This is a genomic window from Mesorhizobium caraganae (assembly GCF_016836705.1).
Lineage (GTDB): Bacteria > Pseudomonadota > Alphaproteobacteria > Rhizobiales > Rhizobiaceae > Mesorhizobium > Mesorhizobium caraganae.
Window position 1 is genome coordinate 70,613 of sequence record NZ_JAFCGY010000007.1, and the last position, 26,393, is coordinate 97,005.

The following is a 26,393-nucleotide window of genomic DNA, read 5'->3' on the forward strand; positions in this document are numbered from 1 at the left end:
TTGGTCCGGACTGGATTGGCCCGCCGACGGGGTTGTCCATCGGCGATACGAAGTCAGGGGTACCTGAGGCCACTTGCGACGCCCCGGTCCGGGCGGCAAATTTGGCGGCAGGAATATTCGTTTGCGGTAGGAACTGGTTGCTGTTGGCCGAGTTCAATTCACGACAACAGGAGTGAAAAATCGTGAACACACCAATCGACCTCAGCGGAGCTTCAAGCGACCTGGAATGGCTTCACACCACCGATGCCGAGAAAGCCGGCACCAGCAAGGAAGCACTCGGCAAATTGAAGTCAAGCGCGGCTGAAACCGCAACGCACCTCAAAACCGCCGCCGCGTCAGTTTCGACTGACGCGAAAAATTATGCCGGCTCGGTGGCATCGGATGCTGCTGGAGCATTCAAGGAAGCGGTGGAGACGAACAAGACCGCGGGCGCCGACGCGATCGCTAATATCGCCCATTCCGTCAAAGAAGCAGCCGACGGCATCGAGAAGCAATCCCCACAGGTTGCTGGCATGGTCCGCAGCGCGGCCGAAGGCGTGGAACGGATTTCGTCGGATATCAGGGATCGCAACGTGGGCGAATTGCTGGACTCAGTGACGAAATTCGCGCAGCGACAACCGGCCGCCTTTTTCGGCGTCGGCATCCTGGCCGGTGTGGTTCTCACCCGCATCATGCGAAGCTCCGATCGCTCCTGAGAGGAGAGCACTCCAAATGGATGATGGTTCCGATCGCCGACCCTTAGGGAGCGTGTTCAGCGAAGGGCTGAGCCAGTTCGCTTCGCTGATGCGCCTCGATCTTCGTCTTCTCCAGGCGGAGATGAAGGTCAAGACGTCGACGATCGTCTCGTCGGGTGCATGCGGCATCGCCGCATTAGCACTCTTTCTCCTGGCAGCGCTCGCGATGGTCCAATTCCTGATCCTCGCGATGATCCATGTCGGCGTAAATCCGATGGTCGCTTGTCTGGCGGTCGGTGTTTTGCTGGGGGTCGGAGGAGTGCTGTTGCTCTATCTTGCCAAGCGAGCGCTGGCGGGATTGACCATCACACCGGTCGAGACCGTCAACCAGGTGCGCACCGATATCGCAGCACTAAAACAGGGGATGCGTTTTGGCTCAACCCAGTGAAGAGATGCGAGAGATCATGCTGCAAAGCCGCGCAGAACGGCAGGCCTTGTTTGAGCCTGTCAGCGAAATAAGCCGGCGGCTGCAGCCCCGGAATCTGGTCGATGCGTCGACCCGATACGCCAAGCGGAATTTTGCGAAGGCGCTTGGCGGCGTGTCCGACGCGGTGAAGGATAATGGCGGCGCCGCCGCAGCAGTCGCGTTGGGCGCAGTTGCGGTGTTTGACGCCGGCAGGCGAAGTGCCCGCGGCCCAGCAAGCGCCGCTCGTGACGCTGTCGATCTGGTTGCCGGCACCACGCATTCGGACGCAGCGTCAATTCGACACGAAGCCCATACGCCCAAGGCGATCACAAACTCAATGCGTGCGAAGGTACTTGCTGGATCTGCAGGAGGCCTGTTGCTTGGCCACATTATCGGCAAGGCGTTCGAGCCCACAGCAAAAGAGCGCGCCCTGTTCGGCAAGGCTGGAGCTGAAGTTCAGAATGCCGCGGACAAGTTTATCGCTGAATATGCGCGCGGTGCGAAATTGGCCGCCGCACAGACCTTCGGATTTGCCAGATACGCCGCTACATTCCTGTCCGTATTGACGGCAGCCAGCGACTATCTCGGCCGCGCGGATGAAGACGACGATCAGCCAAATCGCTGATCGGCAGTGGCGTAAGGCTGTTCATCACTGAACAATTGAAGGAATTCCCATGCAGATTGTTGGAATCAACATTGGACCTGCGGCCGCGCCCTCCGGCCTGCCTCTGGTTCGAGTGGTGTTTGAAGGTGAGGGCGGGGAATCTGTCGCCGTCGAAATGGCGCGAGGCGAACACGCCGACGGCGCGCTCGGCGCAATTGACCGTGCAAAAGCCCTGCTTGTCCAGACCGCAACGTTCGAGATGCCCGTCAACGGGAACGACGTGTCGGATGGTTCTGCGGAACGCGACGATATCCACTCGGGGGAGAGCAGTATTTACACGTTCGAATATCGCGATGGGGACCAGGCTCGCCAGGTTCCCCCTGCCGAAATGCCAAGTTTTGAGGCCGCTCGTGCCGAAGCGATCCGTTGCGCAATCGACATGCTGGTCGATCTGGAGCCCGGCGCTGACGATCTGACCGGATGGCTATTACGCGTGCGCGACCAGGCCGGCAATGAGCTTTGCGCGATCGACGTTGCCGAGGCTCAAGCCGCCCGGCAGGCCAATGAAAACACGCCGCTTTGACCTGGCAGTTGCGGGCCAGGAACAAGACGCAATGGTCTTGCGGATTGTGCTGTCCGGAACAGCCACTGCCTGCGTTCGTTGTTAGATGCAGATTGCAGGAGGAATGATTGGAATATCCCTTGGCTGACGATCCCAACATCTGCTTGGCCCATTGCTGCGCTGTGAGTTCTACTGCAGCGGAAAATGGCGATCGAACCCTCTGTCCTGACTGGTGAGCGTGGGGTGAACTAATGTTTCGCGACAAAGAAGTCCGGTTCCTGGAGGCAGGCTTACTTGGGGCAGTGCCAATTTGCGTCGCCCTCGCTGCCCTGATTGCCTTGTTGACCGCGGCAAGGAGCATCCTTTTCGTGGCGGCCGATTTCCTATCGCGGCCACCGGGTTTCTACGCCTTGATGATAGCCATGGTGGCGTGCACCGCTCTGGTGCCCTTTGGCATGACAAATGCGTTACCTATGCGCTTTCAGTAGCGGCTACCGTGATCACGGGGATCGTGCTCATTCAGGGCTACCGAGACACCGCCGCCATCCACGCCTCGATGAGATCATCGTTTCACCGGATGAAACCACAAACGATGTCGTCGGATTGGAGCACGCCGAGCCGGAGGAGATTCGGGAAAAGCTTATCGTGCTCGAAGAAGAAGCGGCAGATCGAAGACAGCGATAGTGAGCGTTTCTCGCCCAGCAGACGACGTGGCCATGTCCGTCGACCCGCTCACGGCATCTGATCAGAGGAAGCGCACACCGCGGAAGCGCGCCAAGCGTCTGGCTGAAGATGGGGGCGGGTATGTTGCGCCTGTTCCATCTGAAGAGAAGTCGTTCCGTGTCTTCCTCCTGTCAAGGGAAACCGGCATCGACCCCGATCAAGCTCGCGAACTCGTCGATAGTATTGAAGGAGACGGTGCCGCGTTGGTGGACGTCGCACGCCGAATGAAAATCAGGCCCGATGACTGCAAATGCGACATGCCTGATCTGATTTTCGCTTGCTGGCAGCGGGTGTCGGTGGATCAAAAAACCCGATCGCGCATTTAAGTTATGGCTAATAATGGCCTAAGGAGGAATCAATGAAAAAGACGCTTCTTATTTTGAGTCTACTTATCCCGCTCGCAGCATGTTCGCGCACCGAACAGGGCGCTGCCGTCGGCGGATTGGGCGGCGCAGCAGTAGGCGCCGCCGTGGCAGGCGACCCCGTCAAAGGCGCGGTTGTTGGCGGCGCAGTCGGCGCGATAGCCGGGGCGGTCATTGGGCACGCCAGCGAAGCCGGCCAGTGCAGATACCGCGATAGGTATGGAAGAGTTTACGTGGCTCGGTGCCCGGACGGCTACTGATTTGGAAGGCGCGTGGTCCTCTAAGATCACGCGCCTCTGATTTCGGTCCAGGCCTTGGCTGCTCTCTTCCATCAGTTTTGGCTTCGGGATGGGACATTGAAGCGGATGCTGGCGTCAAATCGATGAAGCCAATAGCCCTTTGCGGCAGCCCGCGATCCACCATACTTTCTCCAGGTTCCCTTGAGAGGGGTTGAGGATTGCCTGCCAGCCAGGGGCGATCAGCTCCCATTCCCGACAGCAGGACGAAGCGCCAGCAGAATCCGTCCTTGCGTGCCACGTCGACAACGTTGACGAGGCCTGGTAGGTGACGTCCCGCTTTCTGAATCAGGTCAAAATGACCGATTGGTGGGTATGCCTACTTGGGTTTGTCGATTGCGTGGGCCATTGCGCCCTTGAAGGTAACTTTCGTGCCCTTTTGTACCCTCGAGGCGAGGTCTTCGACATCCCAGTTCGTCAGCCTGATGCAGAGAAGGTCTTCCCGATTTTGCCGGGCTCGGGCCGTGAATGCCGTAGCTTTCGATCGATAGATCGATCCATATAGACCCCACCGGATTGTTAGGGCCGGCAGCAATGGTGAAGGGGCGCTGGTCTTGACGCCCTTGAAAGCGAAGTGGGGATCGTAGTGATAGGTCGGATTGTGCACCACGCGTTTGACCTCAGCCTGATCACTCGGCGCGGGCTTTTCGTCGCTCCCGATCGAGGCGGGGTAGACAGCGAGCGCTTTACGGGAGGATCAAGCGCGCGTAGCACGCAAGCCTCCTTGTCGATCTCAACCTCGGGAATGGCGGGAGGATCGCCCCGACCAATATCAGGGACCAGCAACTTCGTGCCGATCCTTTCTCAAGCCGATGCCAGGATTGAACCTTTGCAACAGGGGCTCGCTGCTGTGAAAGCGCTCCGCCAACTTCTCGGCCGCATTGTGATAGCCGAGCCTCGACAGCCGGGCCATGCGCTCCAGGCGAGCCGGAATTCGCTTTGTAAAAGGTCCGCGCACATCCTTGCGCGTCAGCCCAAAGGTGATCAGGACCGGGCTCGCGGAGGTGGCCAGCAGCTTGTCCCAGGTTTCCTGGGTGAGCTTGCCATCGGACGGGAATCCGTTCGCCGTCTGGAAGGCGCTGATCGCCTTGGTGAAGCTCTTACCAAGGTGGCCGTCGATCAGGCCTGGCGAGAAGCGCGCGCGGTCCAAGAGAATTTGTGCCTTCAGAACGGCTGGACTGAAACACTTTGCAGTGTCGGATGACAATTGCGCCTGGTTGACGACAGCCAGATCCGGCCTCGCCGCTTCGGCTGCGCCGCAAGCGAGGAGGAACGCCGCCGCGACAACAACGAGCCTGATCATCGAGTTCACCCCGGATGGGACCTGCCTATATGACGCCGCACGGCTTTTTTGGTTCCGTGAACTCGGCCCAAGGCATTGGAATTCAAGGCTTTAGCGCAAGCGTAACCTCGTAGCGGCCCTAATATCAGTCGGACGACTCCCGGATAGCGCGGCAACGATACCCAACATTTAGATCGTCGCTCACGGAACTTTTGTGAAGCTGAGCCCTTCCCCCATTTGAACCGTGGAGGAGACAAAAATGGCAAATCTGGGAAGATTGGCGATCGCGATGCTTGGCGTCCTGGCATACCAGAATCGCGACAAGATCGGCGACATGATCCGTGGGGCGGGAGATCGCACTACAAACGACCCGCAAGGCGGGATTCTGGATCAGATATCGAAAGGCGTCTCGGGGACAGCGCTCGGTGACATCCTGGACCGATTCAGGGGGGCAGGTGCAGAATCGAAGGTCGACTCTTGGGTTGGCACCGGGCCAAACCAGCCTATCCAGCCAAGCGACGTGGAAGCGGCAATAGACGAAGACACGCTGACGTCCCTCTCAATGCAGACCGGCCTTTCGCGTGAGGAACTCATCAGCAGGATCACCCGGGATTTACCCGAGGCGGTCAATAAGATGACGCCAAATGGTCAGTTGCCCCCTGATGAGACGACCCTGCTTGATGACGTGCCCACGCGTAGGCCACAAGCTAAGAATTCAACCGGCCAGGGCAATGTCTAGAGCCACAGCTTTAGACCGGGGCGATTTGATAAACCGCACACGCCCGGCGGCTGAGACGAGCCGGCAGGACCATCGCAATTCTGAGGTGGCAAGAGCAATGGTCGAGTTGGACTTATTGGCCGCGTTGCTTGATTCCCGCTGGCGCATTCCAGGAACATCAATTCGTTTTGGACTGGACGCCCTGGTGGGTCTGGTGCCCGTACTCGGAGATGTGACGACGAGCCTAGTCTCGGCATATATCGTGGTGCGAGCCCGAAACTGCGGTGCTGGAAATGGCTTGGTCGCCCGCATGCTAGGGAACGTGCTGCTTGATACGGTAGGGGGAAGCGTTCCTGTTCTCGGTTCAATCTTCGATATCTATTTTAAAGCCAACAACCGCAACATCCGACTGCTTCGTCGTCACCTCAAGAGCTAGGCGGAAGCTGGCAGCTGGCCGGAGGAACTTTATTGGCGTATGACACGTTTTCCCGCCGAACCAATTTCGGTTCAAGTAAAGGGGAAAATATGGAAAATTCAGGTGTCGGTTGGATAGCTGCTATTGTCATCGGCGGTATCGCCGGCTGGCTAGCCGAGATGTTCATGAAAAGCAATATGGGCGTGCTCATGAACATCATTCTGGGGATCGTCGGCGCCATCGTCGCCAACGTCCTTCTCGGGTTGCTGGGCGTATCGTTGGCCGGCTGGCTTGGCTATCTTGTCGCCGGCTTCATCGGGGCATGTATTTTGATTGCCGTGGCCCGAATGATTAGACGCTAACGCCAATCGGTCTTGCGCGTTCTATTCCTGATTTAAGCGTGTGATCCTTGGGATCACACGCCTTTTCACAGCCCTCTTGCAGCGCTTATGTCGACGCCGCAATCACCATAGGCTGTCCCAGCTCTCAGATTTTGAGGGATGTAGCTCCCACCCGGAACATCGGAAGCGTTGGTGCATTGCTAGTGAACTCCAATGCAACTGGGGCTCAAAATGCGTCGCCCGATGACAAATGCATGGGGCATGCGGCTTGTCAGGCAATCGAACACTATGAGATATCCCGGTATGGCTCGCTGCGGGAATGGGCAAAGGATCTTGGGCATGATGAGGCGCACAAGTTGCTCAGCGAGATCCTCGACCAGGAAAAAGCCACCAACAACAAGCTGACGAACCTTGCGGTTACGTTGATTAACAGGACAAATTAATCCCCTGGCCTTCCTGTTGCGAGCAGCCATTCCTGGCCTTTGGAGTGATAGGCGCCCCTTAGGCTGTAAGGCGCATAGCAGGGGAGGAGGCGCCCGGTGCATCCGACGAACTGCACAGCGGGCTCAGCTCTGTTTGTTAATGGGTCCAGGAGCCGACCGCCACTTCGTCGGAGGCATGGCCGATCACCTTCATAGCTATCTAGTGTTTGGTGGTGCTCCAACATTTTCAACTTCGCTTGGCTAATATGTTCCCTTGACCTTTCTGCGGCGATCTGAGGCCGATAAGCCGCGACTTATGTGAGATCTGCCGGACCTTCAGCGGTGAGGTGCTCCTTGCAAGACCACGAGCTTATTGAGCGTCCTGGGAAAGGCTGGGCGCCGTGGCAAGGGGTCGGGCGACAGTGGCCGGCGCGCGTGGTGCACCTCCCTAAGCTCAACATCTCGACGTGTTTCCACGGGTTCGAAAGTCGTCGGGATCGAACACTGAGGCTTTCGGCAGCCGCAATCGACAATGAAGGTTAAGTCGGCTGCCTGGCAACCGCTGCCCGAGGTCTACAGGCTGGCCAGTGAGGCAGAGAAGCAGCGCGAACTCTAGACCGGGAGCAAGTGCAGAAACGCCGTCTGTAGGCCACCCCAAGCCGCCTGGAAGGGCATGAAGCGGCCGGCGACGGGTTGGGTCAAGCCGAGCCTGGTCGGCCGTGTAAAGCACCTGCCGGGCGAGGAAGACCTGCGGCATGCTTCGCTGCAAGACTTCAGGGAAGAATGAGCAAGCGCGGGAGTGATTTTCTCTATCACAGAATATCAGACCGTTTGCCTGACAATCCGATTGTCGATCCGGTCTTGCTGGTTATCGATATTGGCAGTGGACGCGATGGGAGGCGGAAACCCAAGGCATTCCGGGGCAGGATCGATGAAGAAATTGGCCTGATCTTCGAAGCCATCATGCAGGGGTTGCGCTAGGGACTCGGATGGCAGGGAGCGGCTCGGGAGCCGAACTTTCGATATTGAAAACCGCCGCTAGCCGGTCTTATGAAATTCGACGTTGCCATTGCTTTTCGTAGGGAGGCTGTGATGGATAACGTAGTTCCCTTCCGCAAGGCCTTGCCTTGCATCGAAGTGGTCGAAGCCTGCGGAGAATGGTTCGTCACCCCTTGCCACCGGGTGTTACGTCGGCCAATGTCGATGGTGCAAGGCTGCACCTTGTGAATTCGCCCGCTGGCTCGGCCGGCGGGCTTTTTTTGCGATCTGATCATGTCGGGCGATTTTCCTTACCGTCAAAGCGAACGGTTAGCCCATGCCGGATGGCGTATTTCGCAATCATGTTATCAAGGGCCTCAGCCCCAATCGGCGGCGAAATAAGCTGCCGGATCGCCTTGGAGGCAAGCTCCGTAGACACGAAGTCATGGTTCTTTTTCCGTACTTCGACGTACTGCTCCACTAGCATTTTCAGTCGCCGTTCCGCAATATCCCCTGCGAGCATTTAACAGGCTCCTTTTTCGAAGGTACGCAGTCAGTTAGCGGTTTCCTAGCGTCTTGGCTTCCTGCTCCAGTGTTTCGCGGCTGTTGCCATGCTTCTTGATAAGTTCCCGCACTTGGTCGGGTGCAAGACCGAACTTGCTGGCGAGATAGCCAACTTCATACTCCTCATCGCCGCTGACGCGAGCGCGGTCCTGATAGCCAAGCTTGTTCTTGTCGTCGGTCATGTCAGTGCTCCTCGGTTGACAGGTGACGACCCCCAACGTCGCTCGCCGCACTTTGTTTCAAGCTGGCGTCACGTTCCGGGAACTATTTCAGCGAAAGCTAATTGAATCCTGGATTTACGAGTCAGTTCATGCGTTTGAAGTTCGTCGAGCCTTTGTTGCCGACCCTTGTGGAGAAGCCCCCCGAAGGCGACGAATGGATTCACGAGGTCAAGTTCGACGGCTATCGCTCCCAGATCATTATCGATCACGACGTCCGCATTTTCACGCGCAACGGTCATGACTGGACGGCGAAATATCGCGACTTGGCCGGCGCGGCGAAACGGCTCGGCGTCGAGAGCGCCATCATCGATGGTGAAGCAGTCGTGCTCAACGAAGCTGGGCTTTCCGACTATCATGAGTTGCGCAAGGCGATCACCCGCCGCCAGCACGACCTCTATTTCGTCGCCTTCGATTTGCTCCACCTCAACGGTCATGATCTGCGGGATATGGACCTCGAAGACCGGCGCGAGATCCTGGAGGGTATTATCCTCCCTGATGACCGGATCCAGTTCAGCCAGGCGCTGCCCGGAGACGCCAAGGCAATATTCCATCTAATCGATGAAGCCGGCATCGAGGGCATGGTTTCGAAGCGGCGCGACAGCAAGTACCGGAGCGGCCGGTCGACCAGTTGGCTGAAGATCAAGAGCTACATGGTGGAGGAATACGACCTCCTCGGCGTAGAGCGAGAGCCGGGCAAGCCAGCCTTCGCGCTGATGGCCGATCGGAAGACCGGGCAGTATGTCGGCTCCGCCTTCATCAACTCACGCGGTGCAATCCGAGACCGCTTATGGAAGCGCGTTCAGGAGCACTCTGGACCGGCGCCAAAGGGCATGAAGCGGCCGGCTACGCAATGGGTGAAGCCGGGCCTGATCGGCCGTGTGAAGCATCTACGCGGCGAGGAAGACCTGAGGCATGCCTCGCTTCAGGATTTTCGCGAAGACGAATAGGCTGTTGAGTTCCTCCAATCGGTCGTATCGGCCTGAGGGCGAAGAGGCCTCCTGGCCTATACCCGCACCCGTCGTTTTGGTGCTTGAAGACAAGGTTTTGATCAGACTCGACCTCGAGGTATCGTTGGTCGAGGCTGGTTTCTCCACTGCTGCGAGCTTGCAAAGAAGCTGAGACCTACCTCGCCGATTATCTCGCTGATGCAGCTGTTCTGGACATCCGCGCCTCACCGACGGCGGATCCGTCGTAGCGGCAAAAAGGCTGATCGAGCAAGGCGTGCATTTGTCGTGCATAGCGCTTTGCATAGCGATCCGGTGTTCCTTAAGGACTTATATCAACAAGCCTGCCGGCACGCCGGACACTGTCGGGGTGGACAAGAAACTGGTCTCGCACTCCTAATTCCTTGCAGCCGTTGGAACATTTGTTCACTTCGGACGCTGAGTATGCGCTACCGAATGGTGAACCGCATGGACCCTAACGAAGAGAAACAGCTCGATCCCAAGGCCGAGTTTGTGCGCAGAGTCGCTTGCGAAACGGGTCTCCCTGAGGACAAGATCCGATCAATAGCTTCGATGGTAGGCTACGATTATGCGTCCGTGGTGCGAGAAGCGCGAATATTGAAGCGAGGCCAGGAATGAACCGTCTCCTCTTCCTTGCAGCGGACTTTCTTTCTCGACCCCCCGGCTTTTACCTGATGATTGTAGCTATGGTGATCTGCACGGCGCTGGTTCCATTCGGTCTCACAAACGTTGTCACATATGCCCTGTCGGTTGCAGCCATCATCATCACTGGGGTGGTGCTGATCCAAGGCTATCGCGACACAGCCGCCATCCATGCGAAGCTGGACGAGATCATAGTGGCGCTTAACGAAACTAGGAACGATGTCGTTGGGCTCGAACATGCAGACCCGGAAGAGATCAAAGCTAAATTGGCCATCCTGGAGGCCGAAGCAGCGACTAGCGACGGGAGCTAAGAACGTCGCGTCACCTGTGGCTGACTATCGCCGCACCGGGCCGGTCGCCGGAAACTCAAAGACCGCAGTTCCCAGCGGTTTGTTGCGGTCACTGCGAAGGGAGATTTGCGACACAATCTACGGACGGAGACGACTAACCGCCCGCTGGCGTTAGATCCAAATAGAGCGGCTCTCGGAGGTTTAGGTACGCGGGATCGAAGTCTGCGACCTCGCTTAAGCGGTCCCAATTCAGAATGACCAGCCGCCCTCGTTTGTGAACTAAAAGGCGGTCATCGCGCAGCTTCTTCAAAATGCGATTTACGTGAACGACGCTCGCCCCGATAGTCTCCCCGAGGTGAACCTGGGTTATTGGTAAGGGATAAGAATTGTCGCTTACCAGGCCCATCACTCTCATGCGCACGTAAAGCTCACAGGCGAGGTGGGCGAACCTCCCTAACGCGTCATGGCCGCCTAACACCTTTACCCACGCGCGCGCGACGGCTGCATCAACTAAACTTTCCCGCCAAAATAGAGCTACAAGGCGAGGTGATTTACGGAGAACGTCGAGGATTTCGCGGTGTGCAAGGAGGGCAACCTTGCTTCCACCGATCGACGCGAGTGTGTGATCCATGGTTCTAAGATGCAGGCCCTGCAGATCAGGTATATCGCCCGGGACGTGAATTGACAGTGTTTGCACAGTGCCGTTGCTCAAATTGCTGTACCGCCGCAGGAGCCCCTCAACCACCAAGCAGCAGCGGCTTGGCTCGTTCCATTCTAGCGCAACTTGCTGACCGGGACTCAACTCTTTACCGACAAGCTTCATAGCTTCGACGCTCTCGCGTTCATCTGATGAAAGTCGACCTAGGCTTTCGAGCTTTCGCATTAGCGGCGTTGTCAAGCTGGACATCGCTGACTTTTAACACGTTTCATAATCAGACGACTGAATTTATGGTACTCCCATCCGTTCTAGCCCGCCCTTTCCTTCTGGGATTTTTGCGTCCTGTGGCGTCGGCGGGGCGGGCTTTTTTGTTTCCTACTGGAACATCGGTTCGCACGCGTCGTTGCTTTTCCAGGTCTCACTGGATAACGGATGCGTCCCCATGTTGCTCTTTAGATCAATGCATGAAATTGCAGCAGCGCGCGGGGATGGGCTGCACCCCGCTTTATTGAAGATGATGAGCCAGCCCAAGGCCTGGGCTGATATTGAACGTGCGCTACAATCCGCGCCGGCAGACCGGCATATCGGCTTTCCTGAAAACGATGCTCCGCCCAGACGTTTAATGCCGTTTCGAGCCGACGAGCGTTAAGAGATGAGCACACGTGGCACTAACTTCCTTCACGAGTGGCTTTCCGGCAACGTTCCCGAGACGGTCGGCGCCGACATTATCTCAGTCGCCGAGCTGACGCAAAAGCTGTTCGCCGATGCTAAGGCGTTCGGGATCAACTGCGTCGAAATCGAGGAAGACTCGGGCAGCGTCTATGAAGCGATCCTCGACGCGATCGTGCATCACAACGCCGGCATGGCAGATTAAAGCCATGCCCTGCAATCCATGACCAGCGTCTGGGTCGCTTTCTGTCTCGTCGGCATCGTGATGGTGCTGGTGGTGAGGTGGTCGATGAAGTGAAGTTTTAGGGGACCGGATGCGATGGGCGCCTATCCGGCTAGACAGCGGCATTACCGCACGGCGGCTCGGCGGAATTAACCTTTTAGGCTCCTCAAATGCTCTATGATATGGACCGTGGTTAAGAAGGCAAAGAAGATCCGAGAGGAGCCAATCGACCGCGAACGTGTGGCCGAGGCCGATTTCTATGCCCGCAGGTGCGGCCTTACCCGAGATGAAGCTTTAAGACTTCTCAAAGAGGCCAGCTCGTCAAAGACCGGGTCTCAAACGACAGGCAAGGTTAAGAGCCGATAGGCGCTACCCAGCCAGGAGGCCTTGCCGGCCCTGTCCCATTCCACTGGACCGGTGATGGTCACAATCGCTTTAAACAGCGGCTCATGGACCTCACGAAGCGCGCGGTAGTGCTCGCTGTGGTAATCTAAAAGCGGAACCGACGATGCTCTTGCGCAGGGCCTCTGATCGCCCGTAACGCAGAGGCGGCCTGAGTGACGCAGCGGAAGCACCACGCTATGAAGCCACAGGACTAGGGGGGAACGCATGAAGCTGTTTGCTGCTATTGCACTGACCGTGGGGCTGATCTCGACAACTGCGTCGGCGGGGACCGGGGTCACTGATCCCAACGCTAATCTTCCGTCCGACAGCGCTTACCAAGCGCCAAGCGTGAATACGTCCAATGATGTAAAGGGTACGTCCGACATTAGCGGGACGGATGGTACCAGGGATCAATCGTCTGGCCTGCCGCTGCCGGTCGCGCCCGCAAAATAGTTTGGCGGATATTGCGTGGTTATTCGGCGCGGTAGGATCCTCCGGCTCCGCTGGACCATCAGTGGCGCGCGCCGCGGGCGTTTTTTGCTTTCCCGGCTATAGATGTCGGTCTGATGGCGTATGGCCTCAGAAAGCGACAAAGCCAGATCGAGGTCTTCCGGATTCGCCAAGCACCATATGGCCGTCAGTTCGGCAATGGCCGCCTTTTGACTGACATCGGATAGGCCACGCATCTGCTTACCCATCTTGTTGACTGACCGGTGTATGGCGGACAACTCGCGCCTTACCGTGCGTAAATCTCGGGCTGTTCGGATTCGGTGGCGGTTATCGGTTTCATGGCTGGGTCTTTGCCAAAAGTGAACAAAATGAGAACGATTGAGTCAAGGTGCTATTGACTGCCGAGGAATATGTTCCTCATTTCAGGGGATGCCCGAAACTTATGCGCCGAAACGACGAGACTATCCGTGTCCAATCTTTACGATGGAAGGCGGCCAGTGCCGCTACTGCAAGCGGCTGTACAACTACTTTCCCGATGACCTGATCCAAATTTTCGGCGATGTCGACGTAGATTCCCTGGCGCATCGAATGAACTGCGAAAACGGCAGGGACAAGCGTTCTCACCGACCGGTCGAGAGGTAGTGTGCCTTCGTATCCGCCGCTTGGTCGCGATCTAGATCAACCGCGTTCCAATCTGGAGGAATGAGTGACCGGCCGCAGGTTGAGAATGGCCGGCGCCATGGTTGGCGCCGGCCACAAGCGGAACAGGTCCGCCGCGCTGTACACATGCCCGATTGGTCAGGATCCGGTTATGGTGTGATCACGGAAGGCTGAGTTCGCTCCTCATCCACACTTATCCCCTGTTGACCCTGTGTTTATTGGGAACGGTGTCGGTACGTGATTGGCCGGCCGGTTTCGGCTTTCAGCATCAACGGTTCAGAAATTGCGCCCATAGCCTGCCATCCATCCACCATCGACACAAAGCATCTGGCCTGTCGTATAGGTGTTCAGGGGATCGCAGAAGAACAGAACGGCTGCAACCGCTTCCTCGATGGTGCCGGCGCGGCCGACAGGGGTGTGGCTGAGCATCGCCTTGTCGCCGGAAACCATGGTTTCATCCTCGACCGCCCCGACGCCGACGGCATTGACCAGCACCTTGGGGCCGAACTCCATGGCCAGCGTGCGCATGCCGGCAAGGATCGAGGCGTTCTCCATGGAGAAGTGCGGGTGACGGCGCATCGGCATGCCGGCGGTCACCGACAGCAGGAACACGATGCGACCGCTGCCGCGCTCGGTCATGGTCACCGCGGCCTTGCGCGCATCGGCGTAAAGCGATCGCGGATCGCCCGCCACCGTTCCAGGCCGCAACGGATAGGACATCAGCAGGATGTCGGCCTCACGCGCATGAAAGCCTTCGACAAGCCGGCCGCCATTGGCCAGCAACGCAACAAGTGTTGCCTCGGCGATCAGGTTGCTGTCGCCATCGAGCGCGATCGCAGCGCCAGCGAGATCGATTTCCATGGCCTCACTCACATCATGTACCCCGCCGTCCAGCCGCCATCGACGGCCAGCACCTGGCCGTTGATGTAGCTGGCGGCCGGCGAAGCCAAGAACAGCACGGTCTCGGCGATCTCCTCGGGCCGGGCCGGTCGCGCGAGTGGGACATGGGCGAGAAATTCCTGGGTGCGGCCGGCAAACTTTCCATCGTCGCCATAAAACAGTTTTGCCGTCAGCGCCGTCATCACCGAGCCCGGCGCAATCGCATTGGTCAGGATGCCCTTGGCTCCGAGTTCGATGGCCATCGACCGTGTCAGATGGATGATGCCGGCCTTGGCGGCGACGAACGGGCTCTGCAGCCGCATGGCGGCGAGGCCGACGACCGAGGCGATGTTGACGATGCGCCCGCCCTTGCCGGCGGCGAGCATCGGCGCCAATGCCGCGCGGCTCATGATGTAGAGACCGTCGAGATCGATGCCGGTGATGCGGTCCCATTCCTCAGGGGGAAATTCATTCAATGTGACGCGATGCGCCAGCGTGTTGACGCCGGCATTGTTGATGAGGATGTCGAGGCGGCCAAAGCGGTCCTTGATGGCGGCGATGGCGCGGCCGACGGAGGCGGCATCGCGGATGTCGACGGTGCAAGCGATCGCATCGCTTAAACCGGCCGCGACCTGGCTCGCACCGTCGCTGTTGATATCGGCGACGACGACCGCGGCGCCATTGTCCGACAGGCGTTTGGCGATGGAACTGCCGATCGCCCCCGCGGCTCCCGTGACCAGCGCTACCTTGCCTCGAAAATCGCAGCGCATGTCTGTTCCGCCCCTGACCAGTTCGAGTTATACTATTATAATAAGCCCAAGGCGCGGACAACCTGTCGTGTCGCGGCTGGCGGTTATTCCGCCGCCGCTCCGGCAGCGTGTGGCCGGCGCCTGCCAACCCGCGGTTCCCAACCACTGGCGTCGGCCATTGCAGCCTATAAACCTTGGCGTGTTACAGACTGCGCCCGTCCGGTTCCGGAGCGAGTGCTGCGAAGGCACGTAGGGTTTTAGTCCTCGTTGCGGCGATCCCCTCAAGTGGAGTTCGCTACCATGGCAAGAACAAACCTTCCAAACATCCACGAGCCACTGTTGAAGTCGATCGAAAAAATCACCGGTCAGCGTGCGCCGTTTAATTAGTGGAAAGTGACTTCCCGGCGGCGCAGTCTCAGTCGGGAGTTCAGGCTCAATGCAGCGCCAGCGCGGCAACAGACAGGAACATCACCAGAGCAACGATAACAAGAGTTGCCAGGATTTCTGCTGCAATCCAGAATCGTTTCGACTTCCGCATGTCAGCCAATTCCGCTACCGCCTGCGCGATGCTGCAGGGCGTCGGCGATCACCTCGAACACCCTCGCGAAAAAAGGGCCCGTTAGGGACGGGCTCAAATACGGGAACTACGCCTTTAGAGCTTGTCGTTTCCGCGCCACGGGAGGTTATTTCAGGCGCCCATCTTCTTCGCCATGGTGCAGAAATCCGCGTGCGACTTGTTGAGCGTGGTGTCTCCGCAGTCTTTCAGCACCGCCCATCCATGCGATCTTGAAATCTGCCGGATCATCAAGCGCCGACGTGTTACCAGTCAGCGCTTATCCCGTCATCATTGCGAGCTATCGCGCCCGTCGTGAACATTTTGATGTTCATCTCAATTTCCTCCGTTCAACACGCGCAAAGCGACCTGGAGGAAAAACGTCGGCCTCTGAACTCGGTTCCCGCATATCGCCGATTCCTTCTATCGACAGCCGTCTGACGCGAGGCCGGCGGGTGCCGTAGAGGAAGGCCGGTGCAGTGGGGTCCACCGTGGCGGCAACGGACCACACCGGCCACTGCGGGAAGCGCCTTAGCGTCCGCACTGCTGGATCGCGGATGGGTAGTGTGCTGAGAGTTCTGCAAATTCGCTGAGAGGGGGCGGTCATGGCAGGCTGGTGATGCTCAACGTCACCGATTCCCTGGAAGGAACGCCACCATGACCAAGACCGAAAGTAAGACCGCCGGCGCTGCCGTCAAAGACATTTTGCTTTCGGACCCGGATGGGCTGCACGAAGTGATCCGTGCGGTGATGCAGGAAGTTCTCGAGGCGGAGATGGATGAGGCGCTAGGCGCTTCGAAGGGCGAGCGAACGCCGGAGCGGCTGGGCTATCGCTCGGGCTATTACGGCCGCACGCTTGTCACGCGGGTCGGCAAGCTTGAGCTGCGGGTTCCGCAGGACCGGGGCGGCCGCTTTTCCACCGAACTGTTCGAGCGCTACCAGCGCTCCGAGCGGGCCTTGGTTGCCACGCTTGCGGAGATGTATGTGCAAGGGGTGTCGACCCGGAAGGTCAGGGCGATCACCGAAGAGCTTTGTGGCCATGCCTTCTCGGCCTCTTCGATCTCGGCCATCAACAAACGCCTGGACGAGAGCCTGAAGGCGTTTGCCGAGCGCCCGCTTCACGAGCCCTTCCCCTACCTCATCCTCGATGCCCGCTACGAGAAGGTGCGCGAGGCCGGCATCGTCACCAGCCAGGCGGTGCTGATCGCGGTCGGCATCGACTGGGACGGCCGGCGCCAGATTCTGGCCGTGGAGATGGCCAATCGCGAGAGCCGCTCGGCCTGGAAGGACTTCCTCGTGGCGCTGAAGGCGCGCGGCCTCAAGGGCGTCGAGCTGGTCGTCTCCGACGATCATGCCGGCCTGGTCGCGGCGATCGGCGAAGTGATGCCGGAAGCGGCCTGGCAGCGCTGCTACGTGCACTTCCTCAGGAACGCGCTCGATCATCTGCCGCGCAAGCATGGCGACGACTGCCTGCAGGAGCTGCGCTGGCTGTACGATCGACGCGATCTCGCCGAGGCCAAGGCCGATCTCGCCGCATGGCTTGCCAAATGGTCGGGCCGCTATCCGCGGCTGACTGACATGGGTGGAGGAGACCATCGAACGCACGCTGACCTTCTTTTGCCTGCCGCGCCAGCACCACAAGCACCTGAAGTCCACCAACATGCTGGAGCGCCTCAACGAGGAAATCCGCAGGCGCACCTATGTCGTGCGCATCTTTCCCAACGCCCAAAGCTGCCTGCGCCTGGTCAGGGCGCTGGCTGTCGAGACCAACGAAAACTGGATGGAGGCCAACCGCTACATCAACATGGATGATCTGCGCGAGCACAAGAAGCTCGCTCTGCGCCAAGCCGCATGACCTCTACCATGGGCGCCCCTTTTTGCAGAACTTGACGCACACAACCTCGCGGATGGAGATCAGATCGAGTATTTGTTCTTGCCCCGTCCGGCTCTGTGCGCCTTTGGCGAGGCGCATCTGTCGTTTGGTACGCAGATGCGCTGTCAGTTCCTTCTTGAGCACCCCGCGCGACGAATAGACTGCGATAGATCGCTTCCTGAGATATCCGGATGCTTGGATCGTCCGGGTACTCTCGCCTCAACCAGCCCGCTATCTGCTCCGGCGACCATTGCAGCGCCAGCTTTTGCGCTACCCGCCATCGTAGCCGTCCAGAGCATGCCAGGCGACACTGCTCCGGGCGCAGCGCTCGCTCCCAAGCATGCTTGTCAGCCCGGGTTGCACGATACGTTTGTGCACCGCCATTGCGCGAGATCTCGCGACATATTGTCGATGGGGATCGCCCGAGACTTCGTGCAATAGCGCGGATTGCGAGACCCGCCGCGATCCCGCGAGAGATCTCTTCGCGCTCCGCCAGCCCGAGCGCCGAGGCCGCTCTACGCCTTGCTGACGGGAGCAATGCCGCCCTGTAAGGATACGATCCGCTGAACGCCGGTCTTGTTCCGGCGGTCCAGTGCGGCGAGATCGACGAAATGCTCTGACCTTGCTTCCATCGCTCCCAAAGCTCGGCCTTCTGCGCTGACGTAAACCAGATCCATTACGTCACCATGCAACACCTCCTCATCCTCTCAGATTAAGAATGTTGCAATGACCTATTGAACCCACCGGCGCAAAGCGGCCGTTTGACCGCGGATTTGGAATGTCCGCTACCGGGTGTAAATTGGCACGATAGTCGTCAGGATCATAACCCAAATGCCCGCTCCTTTCCAAAGGTCCAATCGACTCCGCCCCCTGCGCAGGCCGGGTCGGAAACATGTTTTCCCCGCTGTCGCTAGGCAGAGATGGCGACCAAGGTAAGAGCTGGAACCCAGCCCTTCATCGATCATGGCGAAACGACCGGCGAGTCGCACACTGGCGGCAGCGTTGAGATCTTGTAGGCCTTCTTGAGCGCTGCGACGGCATCGCTGCGGGGTTACGTTTTCATGATTGCCTGCGGGGCATGTGGTAGCCCACGGGGTGACGCGCGCAGCCAGCGCGCGGACGACTCAATCCACCCAAACGTAACCCAGGGCGGCGCGTCGCTGAGCCAACGGTAGACCCGAACGGCCTCGACGAGGGTCGACGGCGGTCACAATGCTTTTGGCGGTGATCGAGTAGTGCGATCCGGCAAGTTGGCCCAGCGCAAAAGCGGTAACCGCCAGGCATTGACCGGTCTTCACTCACCGGGAAGCGGCACTGTATACGCCTAGGATCAGCACTCATAGATCCAGAAGATGAAGGCTGCAGCGAAGGCGATCGCCTACAGGAAGGTGTGAGCACACTGGTCGTAACTGGTGTGGATGCGTGCTTCTTTGAGGCGTGCGAACATGTTCTCGATCCTGTGGCGTTGTCGGTACAGGACAGAATCGTAGCTGTGCTGAACACGATGCTTGGCATGGGGTGGGATGCATGGCGTGATACCGCGCTCGACGAGCGCCTGGCGGAAGGCCGCTGAACTGTAGGCCCGATCGGCGAGCAGGGATTTGGCGGCGGGCAAATCCTCGATCGCTGCCGCAGCAGTCTTGTAATCATTGGCCTGCCCTTCGCTCAGATGCAGCAGCCGCGGACGTCCCTTGCCGTCACAGACCACTTGCAGCTTGGTGGTCAGTCCGCCTCGGCTGCGTCCAATACATCGGGATAGAGCCCCTTTTTAAGGAGGCGGGCGGCAGTGCGATGCACTTTGAGATGGGTGGCATCGATCATCAGATTGTCCGTTTCGCCGCCCTGCGCGGCCAGTTCCGCCAGGATGCGGTTGAACACACCCAGCCGACTCCAGCGGATGAAGCGGTTGTCGATGGTCTTGTCCGGACCGTAGTCGGAAGGAGAATCTCGCCAGCGAAGGCCATTGCGGATTACTAACGCGATGCCGCTCAGCACCCGGCAAACATCTACACGCGGCATACCATGCGACAAAGGAAAATAGGGCTCGATCCGGCGCATCTGCTCCGGCGTCAACATCAGCAATCACTCAAGGCGGCAACTCCTGCCACCTTGCGAATGAGGGGGGACGGCACTCGAAGTTAGTCTGATATTTTAGGCAAGGTGGTTTTCCGGTTCCTGGATCATAGCTGCCGGTTGACGGCCGCAGTGCGGTCTCGGGGGGCGAGCTTGTGTCGTTTTGGAGGCTGGGTGGCCATATGGCGTTGGTCGCACCGTCTATGAAGACCGACGCCCGATTTTTTGGCCATCCCTCTGAGACTAAGGCCACCTGGCACGGTCAAGGCATGTGTCACCTGCATGGCGATCAGCATGGCGGGACGGAGCCATCCGGCTGCAGCCGCGTTACGGCCGGAAGGACTTTTTCATGGATGTGGAAGCCATCAAGCGGAAAGAACTTGTGCCTGATGAGCGCCGCGAAAGGCGTCGGCTGCGCAGGGAGAAGCAGCGAATCGAAAACATAGAGCGTGCCGAAAAAATGCATATTGCCCGCGTGGCCGGGGAAAGCGCAGAGCGCGGGGGGCATACCGTGTCGGACTTGGAGGCATCCATCTATGTGGGCTGCTCGGGGTGGTTTTACTGGAAATGGCAGGGACAGTTTTACCCGACGGACTTGCCCACAAGCGAGTGGTTCGATCACTACGCGAACCAGTTCGACACTGTCGAAATCAATGCATCGTTTTATGCGTGGCCAACCGTCACAAATGTCAAAAGCTGGGTTCGGCAAGCGGGAGACCGCAGGTTCGTCTATACGGTAAAGGTCTGCGAGCTGATCACCCACATCAAGAGGTTCAAGGGCACCAAAACCCTCGTGGCGGATTTTGGGATGATTGCCGATATCCTGGATGAGCGAATGGGCTGCTTTCTGTTCCAGCTCCCGCCCAGCTACCATTTTACAAAGGCGAGGTTGAACAGCATTCTCGTCCAACTCGACCCCGCCCGGCGCAATGTTGTGGAGTTTCGTCACGGCAGCTGGTGGAACGAAACTGTCTACTCGGCCTTTCGAGCGACGGGTACAATCTTTTGCTCATGCAGCGGCCCTCGTCTTCCGAATGTCCTGGTACGGACCGCCGATGAAGTCTACGTGCGGCTCCACGGTCCAGAGCGTTGGTATCGGCATGATTACACCGCAGATGAACTAACAAAATGGGCCGACAAAATTCGAGTCAGCGGCGCCAAGAGAGCCTGGGTTTATTTCAATAACGACTATGACGGCTTTGCGCCAAAGAATGCTATGGCAATGCGACGCTTGCTGGAGGACCAACCCTTGGACCTTCGACCGCATACCGGTGCCGATCCGGCAGATGCATAACAAGATGCTAACTTCCGTTTTGAGCGCTCATTCCTTCTACGCCCCTATTCGAAATCCTGTGTCTTCACCTTGATCTGGTCGATGTGAAGGTCGGGATCGATAATGGCCACGGTCCCTTCCTCACGGGTCAGAGGGTTGGGCGGCCGTGATGTAACTCCGGCAGGGGAAAGGCAGACTCCTTATCGCCAACGCTAGCCAGCTCGCACAAGGTCCGGGTGCTATTTCTCGGGATCGGAAGAAATGACCAACGCCGAAAAGAAAAACCCATCACACCTGACTTTCGGAGGAACCCGCCGTGACGATTAGAGTTGGATTAGCACCCGAAGGGGTGATTTCAACCAAAGGAGATTGTCATATGGCAGCCACCAAGAAAGCAAATGCCAGCACCAAGGGCCTCGATGACCTATTCCTCGACGGCCTCAAGGACATTTACTACGCCGAAAAGAAAATTCTCAAAGCCCTGCCGAAGATGGCCAAGGGCGCGGACGACTCGCAGGTTTCCGCCGCCTTCGAGAAACACCTTACCGAGACCGAGGGCCAGGTCGAGCGTCTTGAGCAGGTGTTCGATATCCTTGGCGTTGCCCCGCGCGGCAAGACTTGCCCCGCCATCGACGGAATCATCGAGGAAGGATCCGATATCCTGGATGAATACAAGGGTTCGGCCTCAATCGACGCGGGTCTTGTCGCCGCCGCGCAAGCGGTCGAGCACTATGAGATTGCACGTTACGGCACCCTGATCGCCTGGGCGACATCACTCGGCAAGGATGAGATCGTCCAACTCCTCACCGCCACGCTTGAAGAGGAGAAGGCCACTGACGAGGCCCTAACGTCCCTCGGCGAGGCCGGTGTGAATGACAGGGCGGCTGAGCAGCAAAAAGCGGCTTGATCTCCCAGTCCCCACCGAAAGAATGGCCACGGGAATATCGTCGTGGCCATTGCTTTTGCTGGTCGGCTGCTTGTACGCAAGACTCTGTTGCATCCGGCGGCAAATTCAACGGTCTGCGGAGCGCAAGTGGTCGCGGCGCGAAAGTTGTCGTCGAGTGCGGAACTCTCGACGGGGAGCGCTTTCAACAACCGTGGATGCCCGCGCCGAAAAGCGGCCCGCCCCAGCGGACCTGCATGCAGCCCGATCGTACACGATCACTTTTAAGGTGAATGGTGCGGCGAACGGCCCGGAAGACCTGGCCTCATAGCAGCACGTCGGGCGTGAAGCCAATGAACTTGCAATGAGAAGCCGTCCGCCACGAAGTCGTCGCGTGTTTCCTCGGCACATGGACGACCTGCTGACCGGGCTTTGAAACGCAGGGCGGCAACACCGGAGTATTCGCCTCGATGGAGGTCGCATCAAGCGAATTGACTGATGACCGCCCGACCAGGGCTAAACCGCTGATCTTTAGCCCCCATTGGCAACGGACGCCTCCACGGCGGCCAACGGCGCTTCCAAGCTCCAGGTGACCCCCATGCGGCCCGTACTCGAGATTTCCCTGCCCTCCAACCGCCGCGGGCGCCACCCGCTTCAGGACCACGGTTCCAAAGCCGCCCTGTCCGATATTCTGGACTTCCGGCCCATCGGTTTCGGCCCAGGTGAGGTGAAACAGCTTCGAAGCATCGGAACCATTGATGCCCCACGTGACCGAAATCCGCCCCTCGTCGCCCGAGAGCACTCCGTATTTGGTCGAGTTGGTCGCCAGTTCATGGAAGGCGATCCCGAGATACTGCACCGCATTGGGACTAAGGACCAAGGATGGGCCTGACATCTCGATAACGTCACCCCGAGGAAAGGACTCGGCTTGCGCCGCCAACAGGTCACGGATTGTGGCGCCCTTCCACTCGGCCGACACCAGCAGGTCGTGGGATCGCGACAGTGCCATGATGCGCTCGCGCACCTGGGATTCAAACTGCTTGGGCGTCTCCGATCGCTTGTTGGTCTCCCGGATCATCGACAGGATGACCGAATACTGGTTTTTCACCCGGTGGTTGACCTCGCGCATCAGCATGCGGATGCGGTGCTCGTTTTCCCTCGCCGACGTAATGTCCCGCGCAATCTTCGAAGCGCCGACGATCTGCCCAGTTGCGTTACGCACGGGCGATATCGTCAGCGAAACCGGAACCAGGCTGCCATCCTTGCGCTGGCGGGTCGTTTCGAACGGTTCGACACGTTCGCCACGGCGAATGCGTTGGAGAATTCGGGATTCTTCGTCCTGGTGGTTATCTGGAATCAGCATGGTCACCGACTGACCGATCGCTTCGTCGGCGGTGTAGCCGAACAGTCGTTCGGCGCCATGGTTCCAGCTCTTGATGATGGTGTTGAGAGCCTTGCTGACGATGGCGTCGAACGAGGATTCCACAATAGCTGACAGATGCAGCCTGTCCTCCTCGGCACGCTGGCGGTCCGTCAGGTCAAGCAGCATGTTGACCGCACCAATGAGGTTGCCGTGCTCATCCTGCAGCGGCGTGGGGTACGGCAGGAACGGAAAGAAGGACCCGTCCGGACGCTGCGCTACGGCCTCCTGATTGCGGACCGGCCGGTTTTCCTTAAGCGCAATCGCCATCGGGCACTCGTCATGCGGCAATCCTTGCCGTCGGGGGTGAACAGCTTGAAGGTCACGCACCATTTGTCCTTGCCGATAGCGGGCTCCCGTCCCGCCAGATCGGCCGCGGCGCGGTTGTAGTATGTGATAGTCCCATCCTGATCAGTCGTATAAATGGCAACGGGAAGGCCAGGTCCGGTCCTGTTGCCTGAGCTCGGAGCGCGTCTGTTCCAGAGCGGTTACATCGACAGTGAAGCATCTGGCGTTGACCAACTTGCCGTCCCGGGAAATGAGCGCTCGAGGTGATTTCGACATGCTTGATCGAACCGTCATGGGCCTTCAACCGCGCCGGATATCTCGCGATCCTCTCGCCGCGGGTGAGTCGATCTAAAATTTCGTCGATCGTGTCACGGTCGGGGTAGAACTCGGCGATGTGTCGGCCGACATAGTCTTCTGCGGAATAACCCAGGAGGTCGAGCTCAGCCTTGTTGGCGTGCAAGATGTTCCCATCTGCGCTCACCAGGTGGAGCGCGACGGCGCCATTCTCGAAAAAATCCTGATAATCGAAATTCAGGCTGGCGTAGCCGGACACCTCCGGGTTCTTGAAGGCGATAACGTTCGCCTGCGGTAGTCCGTCCATCCCTGTCCCCGATCAGCTTAACCAACCGTAACGCAGCTCGTACCAGTTCGTTCCAAGGTCGCTGGTTCTCGGCGTGTGCGCTGGCCTTGGCATCTCCACCTCGACCAGATGATTTGATGCCCAAGCTCAGGCGGCTGCGACTCGTTTTTTATCCCTAAACATGAGAATATGCCCAGCATGGAATGCCCTTTGGTCCTGGTCACTGACGACGAAGCCCTAATCGCTTTGGACCTGGAGTGCGCGCTTTGCGAGGCAGGCTTCACGGTGGCGGTGGCGAGGTCCTGTTCCGAGGCGAATCTGTTCCTCACCGATCACACGCCTGCCGCTGCGGTCCTGGACGTCAGGCTGTCGGACGGCGAGTGCCTTGAGGCGGCGAAAACGCTGGCTGACTTAGGCGTGCCCTTTGTGATCTATACCGGGCTGGGCGTCGAGAGTAGCGATGGAGCATTCGCCCATGGACTTACCGTGTTGAAGCCCACTGAGCCGGCGGAAGTGGTTCGGCTTCTCAAAGGAATGACCGCCGGGCGACAACAAAAGATGACCGGATAGCCGTGCTCAGCCGGCCGTGTAGCTGGCTAACGCAGGCGTTGCCGGAGGAGCCGCGCCTCACGCAGCAGGGAATTGCGGTCGGTGCCGATCAGGCGAATAAGCTCGCGCGCCTGATCCTCGGTAATGCCGGTTCCCTGGCAATGGACTGCGCGAGTGTTTCATTCGTGGCCACACGCTTACGGTCGTCTTTGTCGTTGCCCATGGTAAGCATCCTACTCATGTACGGCCACAACCTCTGACTCTAAGACTGGTTCTTGATAGCCCGGCCAACATCATCGTGTGCGTTTGACCAGTCAGGCAAAGGTTGCGGCTCAATGTTGCGCTTTCAGAATCCTGGCCTCACTCAGCAATGATGACCGGTCGATTTTGATGAGGTCGAGGGCCTGCGTTTCGGTGATTCCCGTTTCGCGCGCCAGGAAGCGGATCAAAAAGTCTTCCTCTTCCTCCATCCGCGCCCGGTTTTTGCGCTTTCCATTTCCTGCTGGGCGGCGTGTCGCCTTCACTGCGGGCTCAGTATCCAGAACGACCAAACCGGCCTCTTCCGCGGCGGCGAGAAAAGCTTGGCGAGCGGCTTCGATCTGCTCCGGATTGGTGAGCCGACCGGTGCATGCTTGAAGTGCCGCCTTGTAGCGGTGGCGAGGCAGCATCTTTATGCTGATAGGTTCGGCTTAGCGCTTGATATCCCGCCGTTCGTTCTCCGTGGCGCATCCGGTATCGGTGGCCGCTCCAAAGATCGGCACCGGAAAACTTACGTATCTCCTCGCCATGGATTTGCCAGCCACCACACTCTTGCCTTGAACACCCGGGCCAAAAGTCCTTTTGACTGCGCCAATGCGTCTGAACGCGGACAGCGCGCTTTGTTGTGTTGCCTGGAACAAACCCGCCGCAAGCAGGTTTGGATTTAATCGATCCCTAACTAAGGAACACCGTTATGAGAAACCCCCTCCGCCTGGCGTCGCTATCGTTGGCAGCGTCAATGGTAATCGCATTGCCCGCGCTCGCCGCGGATACCGCCCAGGACTTCGTCACGAAAGCCGCGATAGGTGGGATGTTCGAAGTCCAATCGAGCAAGGTTGCCCAGGACAAATTGCAGGACCAAAGCCTCAAAGAATTCGCCCAGAAGATGATCTCCGATCATGGCGCCGCAAATGCCAAGCTTGAGAGCATCGCCGGCGAACAGAAGTTGCAGGTGCCTGCGGACCTCGACGCTGCTCACAAGAGCGATATCGACAAGCTCCAGTCAGGCGCTGCCCCAATGGACGCACCTTACGCCGACATGCAAAAGGCGGCCCACGCCGATGCGGTCAGCCTATTCCAAGCCTATGCCAAGGACGGCGACAACGCCGCCCTGAAATCTTTTGCGTCCGAGACGTTGCCGACACTCAAGATGCACCAAGAGATGATTGAGAAGGTCGCAAGGACGCCGCCTGCTTCTGATGGCACTACACCGGCGGTCACCAGCGGCGCCACTAATCCGGCAGCGCCTGTACCCGGCGCCAACAGCTTTACGGAAGCCCAGGCTAAGAGCGCGATCGAAAAGGCCGGCTACACCGACGTTTCTGCCCTGAAGAAAGACGATCAGGGCATCTGGCGCGGGACGGCGAACAAAGACGGCAAGTCTGCGCCGATCGCGCTCGACTACCAGGGCAACGTTGTTGCCGGCACGAATTAATCAGACACGAG

31 protein-coding genes and 3 pseudogenes are annotated in these 26,393 nt (G+C 58.7%); 21 read left to right on the top strand and 13 right to left on the bottom strand.

Features of this window, described 5'->3' with window-relative positions; translation table 11 throughout:
- The first annotated feature begins 182 nt into the window (after positions 1-182).
- The 7 genes and pseudogenes from JQK88_RS15870 (at position 183) to JQK88_RS15895 (ending at position 3,651) form a co-directional block, all read left to right on the top strand.
- Positions 183-695 carry a hypothetical protein gene (locus tag JQK88_RS15870; RefSeq protein ID WP_312037278.1) on the top strand — a complete coding sequence of 171 codons (513 nt, stop codon included), beginning with the start codon at positions 183-185 and terminating at the stop codon, positions 693-695.
- Positions 696-711: 16 nt separating this feature from the next.
- A complete protein-coding gene (locus JQK88_RS15875) occupies positions 712-1,122 on the top strand; it encodes a phage holin family protein (protein WP_192252095.1) in 411 nt (136 codons plus the stop codon).
- 16 nt (positions 1,123-1,138) lie between these two features.
- The gene (locus JQK88_RS15880) at positions 1,139-1,765 is read left to right on the top strand and encodes a hypothetical protein (RefSeq protein WP_246749842.1); all 627 of its coding nucleotides are present in this window, start codon (positions 1,139-1,141) and stop codon (positions 1,763-1,765) included.
- Between the two features lie 49 nt (positions 1,766-1,814).
- Complete coding sequence (locus tag JQK88_RS15885; protein WP_203278807.1) at positions 1,815-2,327, top strand: DUF6894 family protein; 513 nt, start codon at positions 1,815-1,817, stop codon at positions 2,325-2,327.
- Positions 2,328-2,719: 392 nt separating this feature from the next.
- Positions 2,720-2,990, top strand: a pseudogene (locus JQK88_RS36105) (low affinity iron permease family protein).
- 32 nt (positions 2,991-3,022) lie between these two features.
- Positions 3,023-3,355 carry a hypothetical protein gene (locus tag JQK88_RS15890; protein ID WP_192252103.1) on the top strand — a complete coding sequence of 111 codons (333 nt, stop codon included), beginning with the start codon at positions 3,023-3,025 and terminating at the stop codon, positions 3,353-3,355.
- A gap of 32 nt (positions 3,356-3,387) precedes the next feature.
- Positions 3,388-3,651 carry a YMGG-like glycine zipper-containing protein gene (locus JQK88_RS15895; protein ID WP_112564442.1) on the top strand — a complete coding sequence of 88 codons (264 nt, stop codon included), beginning with the start codon at positions 3,388-3,390 and terminating at the stop codon, positions 3,649-3,651.
- An 808-nt stretch (positions 3,652-4,459) separates the two neighbouring features.
- Here the strand turns inward: JQK88_RS15895 and JQK88_RS36110 are convergent.
- On the bottom strand, positions 4,460-4,990 hold the full coding sequence (locus tag JQK88_RS36110; RefSeq protein WP_246749859.1) for a peptidoglycan-binding domain-containing protein: 531 nt from the start codon (positions 4,988-4,990) through the stop codon (positions 4,460-4,462).
- Positions 4,991-5,228: 238 nt separating this feature from the next.
- On the opposite strand from JQK88_RS36110, the gene JQK88_RS15905 reads away from it, so the two are divergent.
- The 6 genes from JQK88_RS15905 to JQK88_RS36940 all read left to right on the top strand — a co-directional run bounded on the left by JQK88_RS15905 (position 5,229) and on the right by JQK88_RS36940 (position 8,092).
- Positions 5,229-5,708 carry a YidB family protein gene (locus JQK88_RS15905; RefSeq protein ID WP_203278808.1) on the top strand — a complete coding sequence of 160 codons (480 nt, stop codon included), beginning with the start codon at positions 5,229-5,231 and terminating at the stop codon, positions 5,706-5,708.
- Positions 5,709-5,805: 97 nt separating this feature from the next.
- The gene (locus JQK88_RS15910) at positions 5,806-6,123 is read left to right on the top strand and encodes a DUF4112 domain-containing protein (RefSeq protein WP_246749843.1); all 318 of its coding nucleotides are present in this window, start codon (positions 5,806-5,808) and stop codon (positions 6,121-6,123) included.
- A gap of 89 nt (positions 6,124-6,212) precedes the next feature.
- Positions 6,213-6,464: a GlsB/YeaQ/YmgE family stress response membrane protein gene (locus tag JQK88_RS15915; protein WP_203278858.1), complete on the top strand. Its 252-nt coding sequence runs from the start codon at positions 6,213-6,215 to the stop codon at positions 6,462-6,464.
- 182 nt (positions 6,465-6,646) lie between these two features.
- Positions 6,647-6,886 (top strand): YciE/YciF ferroxidase family protein, encoded by a 240-nt coding sequence (locus JQK88_RS15920; protein ID WP_312037279.1) that lies wholly within the window; start codon positions 6,647-6,649, stop codon positions 6,884-6,886.
- A gap of 762 nt (positions 6,887-7,648) precedes the next feature.
- Positions 7,649-7,846: a DUF768 domain-containing protein gene (locus JQK88_RS15925; protein ID WP_203278810.1), complete on the top strand. Its 198-nt coding sequence runs from the start codon at positions 7,649-7,651 to the stop codon at positions 7,844-7,846.
- Between the two features lie 111 nt (positions 7,847-7,957).
- The gene (locus JQK88_RS36940; RefSeq protein WP_281434865.1) at positions 7,958-8,092 is read left to right on the top strand and encodes a hypothetical protein; all 135 of its coding nucleotides are present in this window, start codon (positions 7,958-7,960) and stop codon (positions 8,090-8,092) included.
- A 43-nt stretch (positions 8,093-8,135) separates the two neighbouring features.
- Here the strand turns inward: JQK88_RS36940 and JQK88_RS15930 are convergent, their stop codons facing one another.
- Positions 8,136-8,366: a hypothetical protein gene (locus JQK88_RS15930; protein WP_192252113.1), complete on the bottom strand. Its 231-nt coding sequence runs from the start codon at positions 8,364-8,366 to the stop codon at positions 8,136-8,138.
- A gap of 34 nt (positions 8,367-8,400) precedes the next feature.
- Positions 8,401-8,589, bottom strand: coding sequence for a DUF3606 domain-containing protein (locus tag JQK88_RS15935; RefSeq protein ID WP_192252115.1), 189 nt, complete (start codon positions 8,587-8,589; stop codon positions 8,401-8,403).
- 128 nt (positions 8,590-8,717) lie between these two features.
- On the opposite strand from JQK88_RS15935, the gene JQK88_RS15940 reads away from it, so the two are divergent.
- Together JQK88_RS15940 and JQK88_RS15945 are read left to right on the top strand one after the other, a co-directional pair.
- Positions 8,718-9,575 carry an ATP-dependent DNA ligase gene (locus JQK88_RS15940; RefSeq protein WP_203278811.1) on the top strand — a complete coding sequence of 286 codons (858 nt, stop codon included), beginning with the start codon at positions 8,718-8,720 and terminating at the stop codon, positions 9,573-9,575.
- Positions 9,576-10,207: 632 nt separating this feature from the next.
- Positions 10,208-10,546, top strand: coding sequence for a low affinity iron permease family protein (locus JQK88_RS15945; RefSeq protein WP_192252120.1), 339 nt, complete (start codon positions 10,208-10,210; stop codon positions 10,544-10,546).
- Positions 10,547-10,679: 133 nt separating this feature from the next.
- Here JQK88_RS15945 and JQK88_RS37405 read toward each other — a convergent pair whose 3' ends face one another.
- Positions 10,680-11,432, bottom strand: a complete 753-nt coding sequence (locus JQK88_RS37405) for a Crp/Fnr family transcriptional regulator (protein WP_376740419.1) — start codon at positions 11,430-11,432, stop codon at positions 10,680-10,682.
- A 403-nt stretch (positions 11,433-11,835) separates the two neighbouring features.
- Here JQK88_RS37405 and JQK88_RS15955 point away from each other — a divergent pair, with 403 nt between their 5' ends.
- Positions 11,836-12,057 (top strand): DUF768 domain-containing protein, encoded by a 222-nt coding sequence (locus JQK88_RS15955; RefSeq protein ID WP_203278813.1) that lies wholly within the window; start codon positions 11,836-11,838, stop codon positions 12,055-12,057.
- A gap of 812 nt (positions 12,058-12,869) precedes the next feature.
- Here the strand turns inward: JQK88_RS15955 and JQK88_RS15960 are convergent.
- From JQK88_RS15960 to JQK88_RS15970, 3 genes are all read right to left on the bottom strand, one after another.
- The gene (locus JQK88_RS15960; RefSeq protein WP_203278814.1) at positions 12,870-13,157 is read right to left on the bottom strand and encodes a hypothetical protein; all 288 of its coding nucleotides are present in this window, start codon (positions 13,155-13,157) and stop codon (positions 12,870-12,872) included.
- 688 nt (positions 13,158-13,845) lie between these two features.
- A complete protein-coding gene (locus JQK88_RS15965; RefSeq protein ID WP_203278815.1) occupies positions 13,846-14,430 on the bottom strand; it encodes an SDR family NAD(P)-dependent oxidoreductase in 585 nt (194 codons plus the stop codon).
- Positions 14,431-14,438: 8 nt separating this feature from the next.
- Positions 14,439-15,218: an SDR family NAD(P)-dependent oxidoreductase gene (locus tag JQK88_RS15970; RefSeq protein WP_192252132.1), complete on the bottom strand. Its 780-nt coding sequence runs from the start codon at positions 15,216-15,218 to the stop codon at positions 14,439-14,441.
- Between the two features lie 1,189 nt (positions 15,219-16,407).
- Between JQK88_RS15970 and JQK88_RS15975 the strand changes: the two are divergent.
- Positions 16,408-17,605: pseudogene (locus JQK88_RS15975) on the top strand (IS256 family transposase).
- 45 nt (positions 17,606-17,650) lie between these two features.
- On the opposite strand, the pseudogene JQK88_RS37410 reads toward JQK88_RS15975, so the two are convergent.
- Positions 17,651-18,296 (bottom strand): annotated as a pseudogene (locus JQK88_RS37410) (transposase); the annotation flags it as partial.
- Between the two features lie 705 nt (positions 18,297-19,001).
- Positions 19,002-19,699 (bottom strand): IS5 family transposase gene (locus JQK88_RS15990; protein WP_246749844.1). Its coding sequence is split into 2 segments (ribosomal slippage): positions 19,002-19,375 and positions 19,375-19,699, totalling 699 coding nucleotides; the frame shifts between segments, so codons are not numbered across the junction.
- Positions 19,700-20,045: 346 nt separating this feature from the next.
- On the opposite strand from JQK88_RS15990, the gene JQK88_RS15995 reads away from it, so the two are divergent.
- Both JQK88_RS15995 and JQK88_RS16000 read left to right on the top strand, forming a co-directional pair.
- Positions 20,046-20,990, top strand: a complete 945-nt coding sequence (locus tag JQK88_RS15995; RefSeq protein ID WP_192252135.1) for a DUF72 domain-containing protein — start codon at positions 20,046-20,048, stop codon at positions 20,988-20,990.
- A gap of 355 nt (positions 20,991-21,345) precedes the next feature.
- The gene (locus tag JQK88_RS16000) at positions 21,346-21,876 is read left to right on the top strand and encodes a YciE/YciF ferroxidase family protein (protein WP_203278818.1); all 531 of its coding nucleotides are present in this window, start codon (positions 21,346-21,348) and stop codon (positions 21,874-21,876) included.
- A 301-nt stretch (positions 21,877-22,177) separates the two neighbouring features.
- Here JQK88_RS16000 and JQK88_RS37775 read toward each other — a convergent pair whose 3' ends face one another.
- Genes JQK88_RS37775 through JQK88_RS37785 form a run of 3 tightly spaced genes read right to left on the bottom strand, consistent with a single transcriptional unit; the run spans position 22,178 to position 24,161 of the window.
- Positions 22,178-23,542, bottom strand: a complete 1,365-nt coding sequence (locus JQK88_RS37775) for a sensor histidine kinase (RefSeq protein WP_312037280.1) — start codon at positions 23,540-23,542, stop codon at positions 22,178-22,180.
- A complete protein-coding gene (locus JQK88_RS37780) occupies positions 23,491-23,670 on the bottom strand; it encodes a hypothetical protein (RefSeq protein WP_312037286.1) in 180 nt (59 codons plus the stop codon). The genes JQK88_RS37775 and JQK88_RS37780 overlap by 52 nt, the downstream gene beginning before the upstream one ends.
- Positions 23,595-24,161 (bottom strand): PAS domain S-box protein, encoded by a 567-nt coding sequence (locus JQK88_RS37785; RefSeq protein WP_312037281.1) that lies wholly within the window; start codon positions 24,159-24,161, stop codon positions 23,595-23,597. Before JQK88_RS37785 ends, JQK88_RS37780 begins: the two co-directional genes overlap by 76 nt.
- A gap of 189 nt (positions 24,162-24,350) precedes the next feature.
- Here JQK88_RS37785 and JQK88_RS16010 point away from each other — a divergent pair, with 189 nt between their 5' ends.
- Positions 24,351-24,710, top strand: coding sequence for a response regulator (locus JQK88_RS16010; RefSeq protein ID WP_203278819.1), 360 nt, complete (start codon positions 24,351-24,353; stop codon positions 24,708-24,710).
- Positions 24,711-25,021: 311 nt separating this feature from the next.
- On the opposite strand, the gene JQK88_RS16015 is transcribed toward JQK88_RS16010, so the two are convergent.
- On the bottom strand, positions 25,022-25,357 hold the full coding sequence (locus JQK88_RS16015; protein ID WP_203278820.1) for a DUF982 domain-containing protein: 336 nt from the start codon (positions 25,355-25,357) through the stop codon (positions 25,022-25,024).
- 284 nt (positions 25,358-25,641) lie between these two features.
- Here JQK88_RS16015 and JQK88_RS16020 point away from each other — a divergent pair, with 284 nt between their 5' ends.
- A complete protein-coding gene (locus tag JQK88_RS16020; RefSeq protein ID WP_192255736.1) occupies positions 25,642-26,382 on the top strand; it encodes a DUF4142 domain-containing protein in 741 nt (246 codons plus the stop codon).
- The last annotated feature ends 11 nt before the right edge of the window (positions 26,383-26,393 follow it).